The organism is Nonlabens agnitus (assembly GCF_002994045.1).
Lineage (GTDB): Bacteria > Bacteroidota > Bacteroidia > Flavobacteriales > Flavobacteriaceae > Nonlabens > Nonlabens agnitus.
The window spans coordinates 1281296-1297692 of sequence record NZ_MQUC01000003.1 but is presented as its reverse complement, the minus strand read 5'-3'; the positions used below and the strand labels follow the sequence as shown (position 1 = coordinate 1297692).

The window sequence follows — 16397 nt, the reverse complement described above, 5'->3', positions numbered from 1 at the left end:
GGCCTTTCAGTCCACCAATCTAATCTTCATCAAGTTAATTATTAATATTTGATGAGTACGCAACCTTATGGTAAGTTTTGCATCTAGAATAAAAAGCCAGCCCATGAAAAAACTTATTCTTTTACTTATTCCCATTTTGTTATTGTCTTGTGAGGCACGACTGGATGATGATAAGAGAGCTTTCTTTAAAACCAGAATTGTTGATGCTCAAGGCAATCCCATTAATGATGCGGTAGTAGAAGTGACTAATTTTAGAACCTTCGAGTTCAATCCTTTTGTTTCAAGTATAAGTAAGTTTTCAGAGCCTAGTAGGGACTTTTTGCTAGGTAGAGGCGTCACTGACAATAATGGAGAAACAGATTTTCTGCTGTTGTTTGATACTTCAAATGAATATTTTGTCAATGTGTATCGCGATGGTCAAAACATTTTTAGTGTAGCTACTGGAATCGAGAGTTTTAATGACGACTTGACGCTCAACATCCCATTAATTACGGTTAAGGATGTTGCAGAGGTTGAGTTGGATTTTGTAAATACTTCTGGAGCCACAGATGTTTTTGAATTGCGGGTCAATTATTTTGATTTATCCTGTTCAGAAGTTTTTAAAAATGGCGAATTCCTATTAGATGGAAACTGCGGCTTTTTCAATCAGATCTTTACGAGAATAAATGAAACACCAGATGATGGCAACTTTGAGTTTCAAGCTTTTTATCCTTCTATCATCACCATTTCACTTACTGATGAGGCAGGTACTGAAACTATTCAAGAATTGACTATCAACGATCCAACAGAGCGCTATGAGATCAATTACTAAAGTCGTTCTAGCATGTATTGTTTTAATTAGCAGCATAGCATTTGCTCAAGAAGATGAAAGCCGACTAGCTATTCAGATTCCAGATCGAGTTTTTGCTGCAGACATCTACCTTCAAAGAGCTTTTCCTAGTGGTGATAACTTCGTAGGCAATGGACTTGCCAGTGGTACTGGTTTTGGGATTAGACTACAAAGTGATGTGTATAAAAATATCTATGTAGGTGGCGCCTTGACTCAGGATTATTTTGATGTCAAGGATGTTCAGGAAATAGGGCAGTTCGATAGAGCCACAAAGTTCAATGCCTACCTATTTGCAGGTTATGATTATGTACTCAATGATGATTGGAATTTTACCGCAGATCTAGGCTACGGTTACAGTCAGAATAAGAATAAACAAGGATTTGAGCAAGGTGGCGGCACCTTTAGGGATACAGGGAATCTACTGCGACTTACCACGAGCACAGAATATGCACTGAGCAACGGCATATCTGTTTACTTGAGTCCTAGCTATGAAAAAGTCTTCTATAAAATTGAAACCGCTCCAGCCTTGGGCGATCATTTTAATGTTGGTAATTATTTCAATCTCGCCATAGGTTTCAGGTTCAATGTGAGAGACTACAACAGTATGGATAGTACAACCTCTTACGATCAGGAAATCATGGAATTACAGAGCCGTGATCGCGATGATTTAAGCATTAAGGAAAAGCGAAAGCTTTATTTTCTCAAAAAGAAAGCTGCTCGTAAAGCCCGTAGAGAACATAGAAACAATAATTAATCATCTAGAATAAATGTCTTCGCTAATCTTAATTAAGGAAGATTTGCAAGCATCGATTAAATCTGAGATCAAATATAGTTGCGGATCAATAATGAATTCTGTTTTATCACCGTAGGTTTCAGGGTGCAATCCAAAAGAATCAAAGTATTCTTCATTTTTATTATGAAGTTGTAAGATAACCCTATAAGTTTTTGAAGTCTTCAAACACTTACCATTATTATGTACTAAGCAATTTCTGACTGTTTTCAGAGAATTTATAAAGTCCCATTGATATGCAGGATTTGTGATAATCAACTTGCATTGTTTAGTTAAGAACATTTTAATTTTTTCAAAATCGCTATGACCTTTTAAATCCTTTACCGAAAAATTTGAATTGGTCCTACTTGCGTGTGTATCACATATTTTCATCAATTCAACTTCATAAAAACTGAATACGGAAATTAATAATGACGATTGCAATATATTGGAAAAGATAATCCCATATTTTTGAGACTCTTCAATTTTAGAAATTATCGAGCTAACATTCTTATTAGAAATCTTTGTATTTACAACGGGAAAATCAATTTCTTGCGACTTGTCAAGTAAAAAATCCTGTATCAGTAATTGATATTCTGAAAAGAAACTAAATATTTTCTCGAAATCATTTACCATTTTTTTAGTTATCTAACAGCGTCAAAATATCGATCGCGGCCTCACTGATTTTTGTTCCGGGTCCAAAGACAGCTGCCACGCCGGCATCAAACAAGAACTGGTAGTCCTTGCGCGGTATCACGCCGCCCACGATGATCATGATGTCCTCGCGGCCGTATTTTTTAAGATGTTCCAACACTTGCGGCACCAATGTCTTGTGACCGGCTGCCAGCGATGAAATGCCTAGGATGTGGACATCATTTTCCACGGCTTGTTTGGCAGCTTCGGTTGGCGTTTGGAACAACGGTCCTATGTCCACGTCAAAACCTACATCGGCATAGCCAGTAGCGACCACCTTGGCGCCACGATCGTGACCGTCCTGACCCATTTTTGCGATCATGATGCGTGGTCTACGACCTTCTTTTTTTGCAAAGGCGTCTGCTAATTGTTGCGCTTTCGCGAAAGCGGGATCATCCATAATCTCTTTTTTATACACACCTTGAACGCTCTTGATCTGGGCACGGTAACGGCCAAATTCCTTCTCCAAAGAATAGGAAATCTCACCCAAGGTAGCGCGCTCCTTAGCGGCGTTAACGGCGAGTTCCAGTAGGTTACCTTCTCCAGTTTTTGCGCAAGCGGTTAAAGCTTCCAATGCTTTATTCACTTTATCATCGTTGCGATCTGCCTTGATCTTTTTCAATCGGTCGATTTGCTCAATTCTTACGGCCGCATTGTCCACTTCCAGCGTGTCTATAAGATCTTCATCTGGACTTGGGTATTTGTTCACGCCCACGATCACATCTATGTTGGAATCGATGCGCGCCTGCTTTTTTGCAGCGGCTTCCTCAATACGCATTTTTGGGATACCGGCTTCAATGGCTTTGGTCATGCCGCCTAGCTCTTCAACTTCCTCTATAAGTTCCCAGGCTTTATGGGCGATTTGATCTGTTAAAGACTCTACATAGTAGGAGCCAGCCCATGGATCTACGGTTTTGGTAATTCCCGTTTCTTCTTGTAGGTAAATTTGTGTGTTTCTCGCGATACGTGCGCTGAAGTCGGTTGGCAACGCAATCGCCTCATCCAACGCATTGGTATGAAGACTTTGTGTCCCGCCAAAAGCTGCCGCAGCCGCCTCGATGGTAGTTCTAGCCACATTATTAAATGGGTCTTGTTCCGTTAACGACCAGCCTGATGTTTGACAATGCGTTCTTAAGGCAAGTGATTTGGCATTTTTAGGATTGAATTGTTTGATCATTTTTGCCCATAGCATTCTGGCGGCGCGCATTTTGGCGATTTCCATAAAATGGTTCATCCCAATGGCCCAGAAAAAAGATAGTCTAGGAGCAAAAGTGTCTATGTCCATGCCTGCTTCCAGTCCTTTGCGCACATATTCCAAACCATCTGCCAGCGTATATGCCAACTCAATATCGCTGGTCGCGCCAGCTTCATACATATGGTAACCCGAGATCGAGATCGAGTTGAATTTAGGCATGTTCTTACTAGTATACTCAAATATATCAGAGATGATCTGCATGCTAGGCGTAGGCGGATAGATGTAGGTATTACGCACCATAAATTCCTTAAGGATATCATTCTGAATCGTACCGCTCAACGAAGCGATATCCACACCTTGTTCCATGGCCGCAACGATGTAAAATGCCATAATGGGCAACACGGCACCGTTCATGGTCATGGAAACGGACATTTGGTCCAGCGGAATTTGATCAAAAAGGATCTTCATATCCTCAACGCTATCGATTGCAACACCAGCTTTCCCGACATCACCTTCTACACGCTCATGATCGCTGTCATAGCCGCGATGAGTGGCCAGATCAAAAGCTACCGAAAGTCCCTTTTGTCCTGCAGCAAGATTTCTTCTATAAAAGGCGTTGGATTCTGTCGCGCTGGAAAAACCAGCGTATTGTCTTATGGTCCATGGCCGGCGCACGTACATAGTGGAATAGGGTCCACGTAGGTTGGGAGCTATTCCTGCTACAAAATCAAGATGCTCTAGATCTTTGAGGTCTTCTTTAGAATACTGCTTTTTGAGCGAGATACCTTCGGACGTCTCGTAGTGTTCTTGAGTTTGCGTTGCATTCCCATTATCAAGAGCTGTGAAATCTGCTGTTATGTTTGAAATGTTTTTTCTTCTCATTTATTGAATTTTTGTAAACTCTGCCTTTGTTAGATTAAAAAACTTTTCACTTGCTTGTCCTACAACTAATTCATCCTCAGTTATTTCTAGAATTTTAAATTCGAGAATGTTAGATTTATCTAATATTTCGCTGTCACTGGTAATTGTAACATAATTTTTCTCGGAAGTATATTCACATACTTTAGAACTGTAACCTATTCTTCCTATCAACTTGAGGGTAGTTCCATCTTCAAATTCTATCGCTTTATAACTCCGGACAAACGCTTTATCTATTGAGCCATCATCAAATACAGAGATTGGATTTTTAGTTGTTGTATGACTCACTTGCCAGTAACCAATTAACAGATCACTATTGAAGTCTGAAGAACATGAACAGAGTAATATACTAAGCAGAACCGAAATTTTTACAAGGGTAGACTTAAGTCTACTTTCATGAAAATAGGAAGAAACAGCTGATTTTATCATTTCGGCATTTGTTCTATTTCTACATCTTCTGCAAGTCGCTTGAAAAGAATAGGTTGTATCAAGGTCTTGCGAGGCTCTATTTTTTGAAAAGGAAGGATCTCGTATTCTTTTTGAAGTGGTGCTTCTGCATTCGGGAATTTGTTGACGCCTACGAGTGTTTTTTCTCCTTTTTTAAGTCGATCACGCTCTGCCGTATCACTTTCCTTGACTTTGCGTTGTATCGTTCCTTCAAAAAGCGATTGGACAAATCCGCCAGCTTTTTCAATGCTCTTGAAGATTTCCAGCGCTTTTTCGGTCAACTCCTTAGTCAATGCGTTGATGTAGTAAGTGCCATCTGCAGCGTTAGCAACTTTGTTTAGATAAGCTTCTTCTTTAAGAATCAATAATTGATTGCGAGCGATGCGGTCGCCAAATTCATTTTCCTTATTGAAAAAAGCGTCATATGCTAGATTGTGGACCGTATCTGCGCCACCCAAAACCGCGCTCATGCATTCTGTGGTGGTGCGCAGTAGATTGACATTGTAATCCAGCAGTGATTTGTTGCGCAAACTGGGCGTTGCTGTGATGTAACACCCTAGGTCTTTTATGCCGTAGGCGTTACCTAATGTTTTGGTCAATATGCGATAGGCTCTGTACTTTGCGATCTCCATAAAATAGTTGGAACCTATGGTGGTGTCAATGTTGATACGTTTACTTCGACTCCGCTCAGTAACCATTTCCGCTTTCGCGCCAGCCTGCCGGTCAGGCAGGAAAGCGTCGTAAATATCCTTATCGTGTTCCTTAGTGTTATCGCAATAATGATTGAGGTATTCATTAAGGTGCGCTGCAAAATAGGCGAGTTCTTGGGTAACTGTCGCACCAGCTTGTTGATAGGTGCTCGTATTTACCGTAATATTTGAAAAATAACCTTGAAAGGATTTCAGGAAATTGGCATAGTGAGTACGATCTGATTTTTGATTTATAAACCAGTTCCCAGTAGCAGCCAGCTGGTGTATGATATCCAGATGCACATAGGCTTTAGGTTTAAATCCATGAAGTTTCTTTAAAAAATCAAGATCTAAAAATCGAGGATGTACTTGTAAACCAACCTCTGGTAAGTCTTTTAATAAAACCTCGAGATCAATATCTGGATTAGGAATGTCTAATAAAACACCTTCAGCTCCTCGAGATAATACGTTGAGCGCTTTTTTGTTTGCTGCTCGTGCATTGCCGCAGTAAATCTTTTGAGAAATGTACCAATCATTGTTCTGGGTACCTCGACTAGGAGTATCAATGTTTACGGCACTGTCGCTGTGGTAAATAGGTTTGATATTGATGCCGTCTGGAGTAGGCGTGACCAATGTCTGGTTATAATCGGCGCCCTTGAGATCCATTTGAATCTTTTGTTTCCATGCGGCCTCAGAAACTGGTGTAAAGTCATCAAGTAATCGCTTCTTCATCAATCTTCGTTTTTTACGGAATCTGCATACTCTATAATATACACTTCTTCATTTTCCTTCTTCATTAAATATCGCTCACGTCCAAATTTCTCTATCCCAGCACTGTCTTCCAACTGCTGGATACGCGCTTTGTCTGCAGCGATGCCTCGCATATAGAAATCTGCTGTTTGTTCCTTGTCGGCAATTTGCTGGTCCAGCGCTCTGTGTGCAGTAAGCCATGCGCTGTCATCCAGAAACAGAATCCAAATCGCAAATAGAATTGTGATAATGAAGTATTTATTAAAATACCATTTGCTTTTGATCTCTTTCCATTTCATAAAGTCAAGATACCAATTTAAGCCAACTTTTGATCCAGAATAGAGCGCAAGATCTTAACACCAACTTCATTAAGTCTATTGGTAGGTATGATGACATCAGCATAGGCTTTAGTAGGCTCTATAAATTGCTGGTGCATAGGCTTGAGCGTGTTTTGATAGCGATCAAGTACCTCGTTGATGTCACGACCACGGTCTGTGATATCGCGTTTCAATCTGCGTATAAGACGCTCATCGCTATCGCAATCAATGTAAACCTTGATGTCAAAAAGCTCTCGAATTTCCGGCAGTGTCAGAATAAGGATTCCTTCCACAATAATGACATTGCTAGGCTCTGTCACGACCGTTTCTTTAGTGCGGTTGTGTTCTACAAAAGAATAAACCGGTTGCTCAATACTATTTCCCTTGCGCAACTCGATCAAATGTTCCTTCAAAAGCGCAAAGTCTATGGAATTAGGGTGATCAAAATTAATTTTCACACGTTCCTCATAGGTAAGGTGGCTCGTGTCTTTATAGTAGGAATCTTGAGAGATGACAGTAACGTCAGTATCTGGATATTGATGGGCTACCTGACCCACAACTGTGGTTTTACCAGACCCAGTACCGCCTGCAATACCTATGATAAGCATAATTAGATTTTAGTACTGCAAAGGTAATGGTTCATCACAAATAGAATCAATAATAGACACCTTCAAATTCATTACTCATGATGATAAGGCTCGTTTTTCAGAATAGTAAACGCGCGATAAATCTGTTCTGTGGCAAAGAGTCTTACCATCTGGTGGGAAAAGGTCATGGCGCTTAAAGATAATTTTGAATTGGCTCGAGCGTAAACCGCATCAGAGAATCCGTAGGGTCCACCTATCACATAAACCAGTCGTTTCATTCCAGAAAGACTTCGTTTATTGATCAATTGCGCAAATTGCTGGCTGGAAAGGCTTTTTCCCTTTTCGTCCAGTAAGGTCACAAAATCACTGGTTTGCAATTGGTTGAGTAAAAGCTCTCCTTCTTTGACCTTTTGCTGGTCGATGCTTAGGTTCTTCGTTTTTTTGAGGTCCGGAATGATTTCCAGCTCAAAATTGATGTAATGCTTGAGCCGTTCCACGTACATATCTGTAAGGTCTGCGATACGGCTATCATCGGTTTTACCTACCGCCAGTAGAGTTATCTTCATGCGCCAAAGGTAAAATCTTTATTCATTTTCATAAGATTGCCTGCAGAATCTTACTTTTGAGAAACGAGAATTTGACCACTATTATGAAGTACCATGGAGCTGCATTTGAAGAAGAAGTTGACCGCATCATCACCAATGCCTTGCGAGAAGATGTAGGTGATGGCGACCATAGCAGCCTGGCTTGCATTCCACGCAGTGCCAGTGGTAAGGCACGACTGCTGGTAAAGGATGAAGGAGTGATTGCTGGTATCGCTTTCGCGAAAGCGATATTCCACAAAGTCGATCCTACATTAAAAATAGAAGAATTGAAAAAGGACGGTGATCGCGTGGTTTATGGCGACGAAGTGTTTTATGTGAGCGGTTCTTCCAGATCCATTCTCACGGCCGAACGTCTCGCACTTAACAGCATGCAGCGCATGAGTGCGATCGCGACCAAAACTCGGCAATTTGTTGACCGGTTGGAAGGTACCAAAACCAAGATATTAGACACGCGCAAGACCACACCAGGAATACGATTATTGGAAAAATGGGCAGTTCATACCGGTGGCGGCGTTAACCATAGGTCTGGTCTTTATGACATGATCATGCTCAAGGACAACCATATTGATTTTGCAGGTGGCATTACAAAAGCTATTGAAAAAACGACGGACTACCTTCAAGAAACCAACAGGGATTTAAAGATCATTGTAGAGGCAAGAAATCTGGAAGAAATCAAAGAGATTCTAACCTCGGCCGATAAGGTTTACCGCATCCTGATTGATAATTTTAATTACGAAGACACTAGAAAAGCGGTAGAATTGATAGGCGATCAATGCCTGACTGAAAGTAGTGGCGGCATTACTCTGGACACGGTACGACAGTACGCGGAATGTGGTGTGGATTACGTCTCCAGCGGTGCGCTTACTCATAGCGTTTACAACATGGATCTTAGTTTGAAAGCCATGCATGAGTAGGCTTAAGGCAATATTGGATCGCATACCGGTCATTTCTTGGTTCGTCGCGGTTTCCAGCAGGGCACGATTGCCAGGTTTTGAAGGGATGACCGTTTATGATCTTTGGGAAACCTATAGTGTTGGAATTGTTCAAGGTGCTTTTACATTGCGCGCCAGTGCGATAAGCTATAGTTTTTTCATGGCGATTTTCCCGTTCATACTGTTCATGCTTAATCTTATTCCTTTTGTACCGGTAGATAATTTCCAGGTAGATTTTTTAGAGTTTGTCAATGGGTTGCTACCGGCACAGGCCGCTGGTTCTTTTGATACGATATTTAAGGAAATTGCATTACAGGAGAATACAGGCTTATTAACGATTGCTTTTATCACGTCCTTATTTTTTATGAGCAATGGCGTTAATGCGATTTTTGACGGCTTTGAGCGTTCGTATCATTCATCGTTTAATCGCAACATGTTCAGGCAATATTTTGTGGCGGTTGGAGTGTCATTGATGCTCAGTCTTTTTTTATTGATTTCCATTGCCATGTTTGGTGTGGTTGAATACTGGATTGATTCTTTAAGAGCAGAAGATTTTATGACGCAAAGCTCTACAGAGATCTGGTTGATCATACTGCGTTACATCGCGATTATCATCATGCTCTATCTATTTGTGAGTACGCTGTATTACACAGGTACCAAAGAAGGAAGGCAAACCAGATTCTTCTCTATAGGCTCTGTAGTAACCACGGTGCTTATTTTAATTACATCATACCTCTACGGGATTTATATAGACAATTTTGCTTCCTATAACGAGATCTATGGTTCCATAGGTGCACTACTAATTTTAATGATCTATATATGGCTTGCAGCCAACATTTTGCTATTGGGTTATGAGCTTAATGCGTCTATCAGATCATTAAAGGCACGGAATTTGAAATAGGAATACTATATTTAAACAATCTAATAACTACTAATATGAAAAAATTACTCTTAATCGCTGTTGCCGCTCTTGGTACCTATACAGCATCTGCACAAATGACCGTAGAAGGCGTTACTGTAGAAAAAAGCCTGACCGTGGACGGTAAGGAACTTATTCTTAATGGCGCTGGATTGCGTGAGAAGTTTGTTTTTGATCTTTATGTAGGTGGCTTGTACACTACAGCAAAAACTACTAATGGTGCGGCATTGTTAAGCTCTGATCAGCCTATGGCGATCACACTTGACATCGTCAGTAAACTGGTAACACAAGAGAATATGGTTGAGGCCATTACAGAAGGTTTTGAAGACAGCGTATCGAGTGCAGAGCGTAAAAAACTACAACCTAAAATCGATAAGTTCATTGGATTCTTTAATGAAGAGATTGTCAATGGAAACGAATTCCAGATCTCATATGTGCCAGGAAAAGGAACTATGGCTCACAAGAACGGTAAGCTATTGGGAACTATTGAAGGAAAGGATTTTGCTACAGGACTTTTTGGGATCTGGTTGGGTAACAAGCCGGCAGACAAAGATTTGAAAAAAGGAATGTTGGGACTTTAATCTCAAACCTGTTGAATTAATTAAAAGCCCGTGAGATTTCATGGGCTTTATAATACACAGATTATGAAATATGTAGTGTTGGTGCTGTTGTGTTTTTTCGCTTTCGCGAAAGCGAACTCCCAAGACGTCACTGGAACATGGAAAACCATTGATGATGAATCTGGAGAAGTAAAATCTCATGTCCAGGTGTACAAAAAAGGTGATTCCTATTACGGTAAAGTATTGAAGGTACTCTCCAAAGACGCGCCACCTAATCCTAAATGTATTGCCTGTGAAGGAGCCCTAAAAGATCAACCCATTGAAGGTATGGTCATCATGAAGGACCTGAAAAAAAAGGGTAAAATGTATAAGGATGGCACCATTATCGATCCAGAAAACGGCAAAGAATATGACTGTAAAATCTGGCTCAATGAAGATAATCCAGACTTGTTGATGGTACGCGGTTATATCTTGTTTTTGTACAGGACCCAAACCTGGGAACGTCTATAAGTTATTCATAAAATAGCGCACCACAGCAAGCGCACAAAAAGGGAATCGGTTATTTTTACATAACCGATTTTTTTTATGTCCTATTTTCTAGATGTTATACTGCCATTGCCATTGGAGCGCTATTTTTCATACCGCATCACGGCTGCAGAGGCTGGTATGATTCAGCTAGGTATGCGCGTTGCGGTTCCCTTTGGAAAATCAAAGATCTACACCGGTATCGCCGTGGCCGTACGCGAGAATATTGAGGTTGCATACGACATTAAAGACATAGAGTTTGTTATTGATGAGGCACCTATTTTACAAAAGGGACAAATCAAATTTTGGGAATGGATCGCTTCCTATTACCTATGTAGTGTAGGTCAAGTCATGAAGGCAGCCTTGCCTAAATCACTGCTGCTGGAAAGCGAGACCATTATCCAGCGCAACGAGGAAACAACCGTAGAAGACGATGAATTAACAGATCAGGAATTCCTGATCATGGAGGCATTGGAGAATCGTAAAGCCATGAAAGTGGACGAGGTGGCCAGTTTGCTGGATCGTAAAACGGTATTGCCTATTTTAAGGAACATGCTGTCCAAGCATTTGATCATCCTGCAAGAAGAACTCTACAATACCTACAGGGCCAAAACCGAAAAATACATATCGCTCGCTCCAGAATTTCAGGATGAAGATGCTTTAAGAGAACTACTGGACTCTATGACTCGGGCTCCTAAACAGCGCGAGGTACTCATGACACTTTTCATGATGCGCGCTGGTGATAAACCGGTCAAATCCAAAGATCTAGAAACGAGATCCAAAGCTACTCGTGCCGTAATGAAATCTTTGATTGACAAAAAAATTTTGTTGGAAACGGAACAGGAAGTGAGCCGTATGTTGATGGACCGGCAAACGGGTCATGAGTTATATGAACTCAACGATGCTCAAGAAGTCGCATACAATGAGATCAAAACGGCGTTTGAAGACGACAAGGTTTGCCTATTGCATGGCGTGACGTCCAGCGGTAAAACCGAAATTTACGTCAAACTCATTGAGGAATATTTAGTGCTGGGCAAGCAATGTCTGTATCTGTTGCCAGAAATCGCTCTGACCACTCAACTTATTGGAAGATTACAGCATTACTTCAAACATCAAGTGCTGGTGTACCATTCTAAATACAATCTCAATGAGCGACAGGAAGTATGGAATCTCGTACTGGATGCCCATGAACCTTACGTGGTCATTGGCGCGCGCAGCGCTTTATTGTTGCCCTTTGCAGATCTGGGTTTGATCATCGTGGATGAGGAACATGAGACCAGTTTCAAGCAATTTGATCCTGCACCGCGCTACCACGCCAGAGATTCCAGTATCGTGTTGGGAAAAATGAAAAGCTCACAAATCCTTTTGGGTAGCGCCACGCCTTCCTTAGAAAGTTATTACAATACGACTATTGGTAAGTTTGAATTGGTTGAGCTCAAAAAGCGCTATAACAATGTGTTGATGCCAGAAATCAACATGATTGACATTAAGGAGAAGCACCGCAAGAAACGCATGACCGGACATTTTTCCGACACGTTGATTGAGGCCATGACTCAAGCCTTTAAAAATGATGAACAGGTCATTCTATTCCAAAACCGCCGCGGTTTTGCACCCATCATGGAGTGTAATACCTGTGGCCATGCACCACAATGTCCCAATTGTGATGTGAGCCTCACTGTGCACCAGCATCGTGGCCAGATGCGATGTCATTACTGCGGTTACCACACTTTTATCCCTAAGGAATGCATCGCCTGCTCCAGTACCGACCTGGACACTAAAGGTTTTGGAACCGAACAAATAGAAGCCGAATTTCTAGAGATTTTTCCCCAGCGCAAAATCGCGCGGATGGACCTGGATACCACGCGAGGAAAATACAGCTATGAAAAACTCATCGATCAAGTCGAGAATAGGGAAGTGGACGCTTTGGTAGGCACCCAAATGCTTACGAAAGGACTTGATTTTAGACACGTGAGCCTGGTTGGAGTTCTCAATGCAGATGCCATGCTTAATTTCCCAGACTTCAGATCGCACGAGCGTTGTTTCCAATTATTGACGCAGGTGGCAGGTCGCGCAGGTAGAACGGAGAAGCGAGGTACGGTTTTATTGCAGAGCTACAATCCATACCATATGATTTTGCAGCAGGTAAGCACTTATGATTACAAGACGATGTTCAAGGAGCAGTTGCAGGATCGATACCAGTTTAAATATCCGCCATACCAGCGATTGATCAGGATCACGTTCAAGCATAGGGATTACAATACCACTTTGCAGGCAGGTGAGTGGTTTGTGGGCGCTCTAAATCAAATTGAACATGGCGTTGAGGTGCTGGGACCAGAGTTTCCGCCGGTTTCTCGAGTGCGTAATCTTTTCAACGTACACGTGCTGGTCAAAATGGGCAAGACCCATTCACCAGAAACCATAAAAGGCTTCATTGCCAAAGTCAAACGCAGCTTTGAGAGCATCAAACAATACCGTGCCGTGCGCTGCAATATTGATGTGGATTGTTATTAGGCTGCTGTTGAGTTCGCTTTCCTGCCTGACCGGCAGGCAGGCGCGAAAGCGAATTATCAAAAATCAAGGAATAATCAGGCTTAGTTCCTCTCAAACGTGAGAAGATCTGTACCGCCGTTTCCACCACTGATGTCAATAAGTTCAATTTTAGTGGAACTCTGCGAAATAATATCCCAGTCGTCACTTAGGTCTTCAAAATCGTTCATTACAGTGAAATTGATGTTGAAGTCAAGATCATCTGGACTGTCATCGCTGCTATTGCTGCTTTCCACGCTCCAAGTTCCATCATAGGAATTGACGCCGTTAGTGGCATTTAAAACACCATTTGCATTAAAGGTAAAATTATAGCCAGTGAAATCGCTGGTTTCATCGGTACCCGAATCGATAAAGCTGGTAATTCTCCAGGTTCCAATACCTACATTAGCCCTAATCTTATTTTGGATTGTGAGATTGTTAGGATTATCATCATCAGAGGAACATGAAAAAATAAATAAACTGATTCCAAAAAGGAATACTGCAGGAAAATTGGTTTTGAAAGATTTCATCACTTCGTTTTTAGGGTTAGGTTCCACTGAAACGAAAATTTACTCTTCTTATTGTTTCACTAACAGCTCAATGCGGTCGTCCAAAATGTTGATGAGTTTATGCTTGTATAGATTCCCTACGGCTTTTTTAAAGGACTTTTTACTCATGTTGAACTCATGGCGTATTTGATCTGGCGAGCTCTTATCTGTTATCATGATGGCACCAGATGGGCTTTCGCGTAGGGTTTCCAGTATGGTTTCAGAGTCGGTTTCAATCACGTTTACATAACCTTGCGGTCTCAAGGTGACGTCAATCTTACCGTCTTCACGTATGTTTTTGATAAAACCTATGCCTTCCATACCTTCTTCCAGCTCAATGAATACGTCGTCGTGATAGACGAGTCCCTCAAATTCATTTTCTATTAGTACGGTGAAACCTAGTGGTGTCTCTCGTTCAATAAGAAGGTTGACCTTGTCTCCTGGCTTTAGATTCATCGAGTAAAATTTAGAACTTTAATGAAATGCGAAAGTTAGCCAATCCCTTTCAAGAATGTGATAAAAGGAACATAATTACTTTGCTGCTGGAACGGAGCGCTGCTAATTCTTTAAAAATTTAAAGAAGATGTTGGGCTCACGATTATCGATGATTTCCAGGAAATAGATTCCTACATTCAAGCCATTGATGGAATTATTGGAAAGGCTTTTAAGTTCTTAACTTAAACGCGCCTCAATTTTAAAAATGCAAGATTGATTTTCATTTCCAATAAAGAACGCAACTAGGAAAGCAGTTTTGCCTTACGTCTTTTGCGAAAGGTCAAAATTCCACCTATGAGAATCAGAATTAAGGATGGATACAAACTAACGAATGCTAAAATCCCGAATCCTACCGCATTTCTAGCTTCTACGAGATGTAAAGCGTCCAGTAATAAAAGAATGAGTAATGGACCAACCCCAAAAATAAATAGCAGCAATCCAATCTTTAAAGTCAAGTGTAATTTACTCCAGGCTGATTTCATGCGGATTGATTTAGGAAAGTGTTTCTAACTAGTGATTTGTGAATGTACAACTAGTTGAGGCCGTTACTTTCTTTAAATCAATTTATAATTTTTAAAAAGCGAAGTGAAGTATTTTTAAGTGTTGATGGACTGAGGAGTTTCATCACTATTCCTGCATTTTCTAAAATTACTTAGGCTAGGTACAGCTTTGAGGTTTGGCTTTTGCCTTTGGTAATATGTGCCAAAGTAAAAAGACTCGAGGATTTTCAGAAGTAGGCAAGAACAGCGCCATTACTTATTGCCATTGTTAGGCAACGTTTTTTATTTTATCCAGTTCGAAAAATTCATTGATTTTATTCAACAGTTCACTTTTCGATTTATTCATATTCAACACTCCATAAAATGGATTATTTATTGATTTGTCAATTAGCTTTCCATTTCTAATTTTCATTAAATGAGGAAATTTATTGTAGTGTTTTAATCCGTATAATGCTTCAGAAATAAATTCCGAATTATATTCAGACTCAATCTTTCTCCCGTTCAGGTATAAGATTTCAATTCCGTCATTAAGATTTGGTATAATATCATCCTCAATATATTGTTTTGAGTACTTTCTGTTATTGTAGCAGAAGAAATTCTTCCCGTTGTTTTTATTTAGAAACACTGCATATTTCTTTTCAAACTTTTTTCGCTGAAAATGTCCAATCGGGATAATAGCTACCATAAACGGAATAGCCAGAATAAATAGTGGAATTCCTATGATAATAATTGCAATGATTATTAATATGCCTTTCAGTTTTCTCAATGGTCCTTCAAATGTTGCCTATCGGTCTAATATAACCTTCAGTTACGGATTAATATGCGTAAATTTTTGGTTTAGCATAGTCGTTAGCAATTCCGAGTGGATTCGGACATAATCGAATCCGCCGTAATTGCGGTTATATATTTTTGCTACGCGTTTTTTATTTCGGTATGTAGAACTTTTTATGTTCAATCCAGTTGTTTAAAAATTCTTTGTCAGTCAAATGTGTGAACCAAATTTGGTCATTTCCAGTTTTATATTCTAATTCCATTATTTTTCCGCCAACTTTTGATACCAACGTTCTTATTTTCTCTTTGTTTTTCGTAAAATCAGGGTCAATTGCTGTCGAAAAATCCACAAATCCGTTTTCAATTTCCATTACTTTGGACATCACTTCCGCAATAAATTTATGTCCGAATTTTTGGTTGGTCCAAGCCATAAATCCGATATAACATTTTGGAATAAACCAAGCTTTTTTTCAAATTCAGCTTTTGATTCCGAGTCAAACTCCACGTCCTGTTCCGCATCCGAGTAATAAATTCGGAAATGGTAATCTTCTCCATTATTTTCAACACTTATATCGTATTCCAAGTCATTTTCCAATTCAAACTCTCCACAGGATTCAATAGTTTCTTTAATCTGACTTTTTGATTGTTCAGATAAGTAATTTTTGAAATAAATCAGATTTGTAAATCCTCCCATTGCATTTTTCTCAAATGTGTGGTAACGGTCTTGTATATGGCTCGTAGCGTGTAAATTAGCGATTATTGTTCGGTTAAACTTTTATTTTGCAAATATGCTTGAACTTCGATTAAACAACTACCTAGCTA

19 protein-coding genes are annotated in these 16397 nt (G+C 40.3%); 7 read left to right on the top strand and 12 right to left on the bottom strand.

Annotation, left to right across the window (positions count from 1 at the left end; genetic code table 11):
* The first annotated feature begins 103 nt into the window (after positions 1 to 103).
* Together BST86_RS06020 and BST86_RS06015 are read left to right on the top strand one after the other, a co-directional pair.
* Positions 104 to 811 (top strand): hypothetical protein, encoded by a 708-nt coding sequence (locus BST86_RS06020; RefSeq protein WP_105982479.1) that lies wholly within the window; start codon positions 104 to 106, stop codon positions 809 to 811.
* Positions 795 to 1583: a porin family protein gene (locus BST86_RS06015; RefSeq protein WP_105982478.1), complete on the top strand. Its 789-nt coding sequence runs from the start codon at positions 795 to 797 to the stop codon at positions 1581 to 1583. Before BST86_RS06020 ends, BST86_RS06015 begins: the two co-directional genes overlap by 17 nt.
* Here the strand turns inward: BST86_RS06015 and BST86_RS06010 are convergent, their stop codons facing one another.
* The 7 genes from BST86_RS06010 to rlmH all read right to left on the bottom strand — a co-directional run bounded on the left by BST86_RS06010 (position 1584) and on the right by rlmH (position 7760).
* Positions 1584 to 2234: a hypothetical protein gene (locus BST86_RS06010; protein ID WP_105982477.1), complete on the bottom strand. Its 651-nt coding sequence runs from the start codon at positions 2232 to 2234 to the stop codon at positions 1584 to 1586.
* Positions 2235 to 2238: 4 nt separating this feature from the next.
* The gene (gene scpA / locus BST86_RS06005; RefSeq protein ID WP_105982476.1) at positions 2239 to 4368 is read right to left on the bottom strand and encodes a methylmalonyl-CoA mutase; all 2130 of its coding nucleotides are present in this window, start codon (positions 4366 to 4368) and stop codon (positions 2239 to 2241) included.
* Positions 4369 to 4833: a hypothetical protein gene (locus BST86_RS06000; protein ID WP_105982475.1), complete on the bottom strand. Its 465-nt coding sequence runs from the start codon at positions 4831 to 4833 to the stop codon at positions 4369 to 4371.
* Positions 4830 to 6272, bottom strand: coding sequence for a methylmalonyl-CoA mutase subunit beta (locus BST86_RS05995; protein WP_105982474.1), 1443 nt, complete (start codon positions 6270 to 6272; stop codon positions 4830 to 4832). Before BST86_RS05995 ends, BST86_RS06000 begins: the two co-directional genes overlap by 4 nt.
* On the bottom strand, positions 6272 to 6589 hold the full coding sequence (locus BST86_RS05990; protein ID WP_105982473.1) for an FtsB family cell division protein: 318 nt from the start codon (positions 6587 to 6589) through the stop codon (positions 6272 to 6274). The genes BST86_RS05995 and BST86_RS05990 overlap by 1 nt, the downstream gene beginning before the upstream one ends.
* A 17-nt stretch (positions 6590 to 6606) precedes the next feature.
* A complete protein-coding gene (gene udk, locus BST86_RS05985) occupies positions 6607 to 7215 on the bottom strand; it encodes a uridine kinase (RefSeq protein WP_105982472.1) in 609 nt (202 codons plus the stop codon).
* Between the two features lie 71 nt (positions 7216 to 7286).
* Positions 7287 to 7760: a 23S rRNA (pseudouridine(1915)-N(3))-methyltransferase RlmH gene (rlmH, locus tag BST86_RS05980; protein WP_105982471.1), complete on the bottom strand. Its 474-nt coding sequence runs from the start codon at positions 7758 to 7760 to the stop codon at positions 7287 to 7289.
* An 83-nt stretch (positions 7761 to 7843) separates the two neighbouring features.
* Here rlmH and nadC point away from each other — a divergent pair, with 83 nt between their 5' ends.
* The 5 genes from nadC to priA all read left to right on the top strand — a co-directional run bounded on the left by nadC (position 7844) and on the right by priA (position 13246).
* Complete coding sequence (gene nadC, locus BST86_RS05975) at positions 7844 to 8713, top strand: carboxylating nicotinate-nucleotide diphosphorylase (RefSeq protein ID WP_105982470.1); 870 nt, start codon at positions 7844 to 7846, stop codon at positions 8711 to 8713.
* A complete protein-coding gene (locus BST86_RS05970) occupies positions 8706 to 9632 on the top strand; it encodes a YihY/virulence factor BrkB family protein (RefSeq protein WP_105982469.1) in 927 nt (308 codons plus the stop codon). Before nadC ends, BST86_RS05970 begins: the two co-directional genes overlap by 8 nt.
* Before the next feature lie 35 nt (positions 9633 to 9667).
* Positions 9668 to 10231: a chalcone isomerase family protein gene (locus BST86_RS05965; protein WP_105982468.1), complete on the top strand. Its 564-nt coding sequence runs from the start codon at positions 9668 to 9670 to the stop codon at positions 10229 to 10231.
* 63 nt (positions 10232 to 10294) lie between these two features.
* Positions 10295 to 10720 carry a DUF2147 domain-containing protein gene (locus BST86_RS05960; protein WP_105982467.1) on the top strand — a complete coding sequence of 142 codons (426 nt, stop codon included), beginning with the start codon at positions 10295 to 10297 and terminating at the stop codon, positions 10718 to 10720.
* Between the two features lie 75 nt (positions 10721 to 10795).
* Positions 10796 to 13246 carry a replication restart helicase PriA gene (gene priA / locus BST86_RS05955; protein WP_105982466.1) on the top strand — a complete coding sequence of 817 codons (2451 nt, stop codon included), beginning with the start codon at positions 10796 to 10798 and terminating at the stop codon, positions 13244 to 13246.
* 80 nt (positions 13247 to 13326) lie between these two features.
* Here the strand turns inward: priA and BST86_RS05950 are convergent, their stop codons facing one another.
* The 5 genes from BST86_RS05950 to BST86_RS05930 all read right to left on the bottom strand — a co-directional run bounded on the left by BST86_RS05950 (position 13327) and on the right by BST86_RS05930 (position 16030).
* On the bottom strand, positions 13327 to 13791 hold the full coding sequence (locus tag BST86_RS05950) for an META domain-containing protein (protein WP_242446474.1): 465 nt from the start codon (positions 13789 to 13791) through the stop codon (positions 13327 to 13329).
* A gap of 48 nt (positions 13792 to 13839) precedes the next feature.
* Positions 13840 to 14265 (bottom strand): S1 RNA-binding domain-containing protein, encoded by a 426-nt coding sequence (locus BST86_RS05945; protein ID WP_105982465.1) that lies wholly within the window; start codon positions 14263 to 14265, stop codon positions 13840 to 13842.
* A 281-nt stretch (positions 14266 to 14546) separates the two neighbouring features.
* Positions 14547 to 14786, bottom strand: coding sequence for a hypothetical protein (locus BST86_RS05940; RefSeq protein WP_105982464.1), 240 nt, complete (start codon positions 14784 to 14786; stop codon positions 14547 to 14549).
* A gap of 286 nt (positions 14787 to 15072) precedes the next feature.
* Positions 15073 to 15570 carry a hypothetical protein gene (locus BST86_RS05935; RefSeq protein ID WP_105982463.1) on the bottom strand — a complete coding sequence of 166 codons (498 nt, stop codon included), beginning with the start codon at positions 15568 to 15570 and terminating at the stop codon, positions 15073 to 15075.
* 157 nt (positions 15571 to 15727) lie between these two features.
* The gene (locus BST86_RS05930; protein WP_262497932.1) at positions 15728 to 16030 is read right to left on the bottom strand and encodes a DUF6368 family protein; all 303 of its coding nucleotides are present in this window, start codon (positions 16028 to 16030) and stop codon (positions 15728 to 15730) included.
* Positions 16031 to 16397 lie beyond the last annotated feature (367 nt).

Coding starts and splice junctions, on each gene's coding strand:
- BST86_RS06020 (WP_105982479.1), top strand. CDS start 104: ATGAAAAAACTTATTCTTTTACTTATTCCCATTTTGTTATTGTCTTGT.
- BST86_RS06015 (WP_105982478.1), top strand. CDS start 795: ATGAGATCAATTACTAAAGTCGTTCTAGCATGTATTGTTTTAATTAGC.
- BST86_RS06010 (WP_105982477.1), bottom strand. CDS start 2,234: ATGGTAAATGATTTCGAGAAAATATTTAGTTTCTTTTCAGAATATCAA.
- scpA (WP_105982476.1), bottom strand. CDS start 4,368: ATGAGAAGAAAAAACATTTCAAACATAACAGCAGATTTCACAGCTCTT.
- BST86_RS06000 (WP_105982475.1), bottom strand. CDS start 4,833: ATGATAAAATCAGCTGTTTCTTCCTATTTTCATGAAAGTAGACTTAAG.
- BST86_RS05995 (WP_105982474.1), bottom strand. CDS start 6,272: ATGAAGAAGCGATTACTTGATGACTTTACACCAGTTTCTGAGGCCGCA.
- BST86_RS05990 (WP_105982473.1), bottom strand. CDS start 6,589: ATGAAATGGAAAGAGATCAAAAGCAAATGGTATTTTAATAAATACTTC.
- udk (WP_105982472.1), bottom strand. CDS start 7,215: ATGCTTATCATAGGTATTGCAGGCGGTACTGGGTCTGGTAAAACCACA.
- rlmH (WP_105982471.1), bottom strand. CDS start 7,760: ATGAAGATAACTCTACTGGCGGTAGGTAAAACCGATGATAGCCGTATC.
- nadC (WP_105982470.1), top strand. CDS start 7,844: ATGAAGTACCATGGAGCTGCATTTGAAGAAGAAGTTGACCGCATCATC.
- BST86_RS05970 (WP_105982469.1), top strand. CDS start 8,706: ATGAGTAGGCTTAAGGCAATATTGGATCGCATACCGGTCATTTCTTGG.
- BST86_RS05965 (WP_105982468.1), top strand. CDS start 9,668: ATGAAAAAATTACTCTTAATCGCTGTTGCCGCTCTTGGTACCTATACA.
- BST86_RS05960 (WP_105982467.1), top strand. CDS start 10,295: ATGAAATATGTAGTGTTGGTGCTGTTGTGTTTTTTCGCTTTCGCGAAA.
- priA (WP_105982466.1), top strand. CDS start 10,796: ATGTCCTATTTTCTAGATGTTATACTGCCATTGCCATTGGAGCGCTAT.
- BST86_RS05950 (WP_242446474.1), bottom strand. CDS start 13,791: ATGAAATCTTTCAAAACCAATTTTCCTGCAGTATTCCTTTTTGGAATC.
- BST86_RS05945 (WP_105982465.1), bottom strand. CDS start 14,265: ATGAATCTAAAGCCAGGAGACAAGGTCAACCTTCTTATTGAACGAGAG.
- BST86_RS05940 (WP_105982464.1), bottom strand. CDS start 14,786: ATGAAATCAGCCTGGAGTAAATTACACTTGACTTTAAAGATTGGATTG.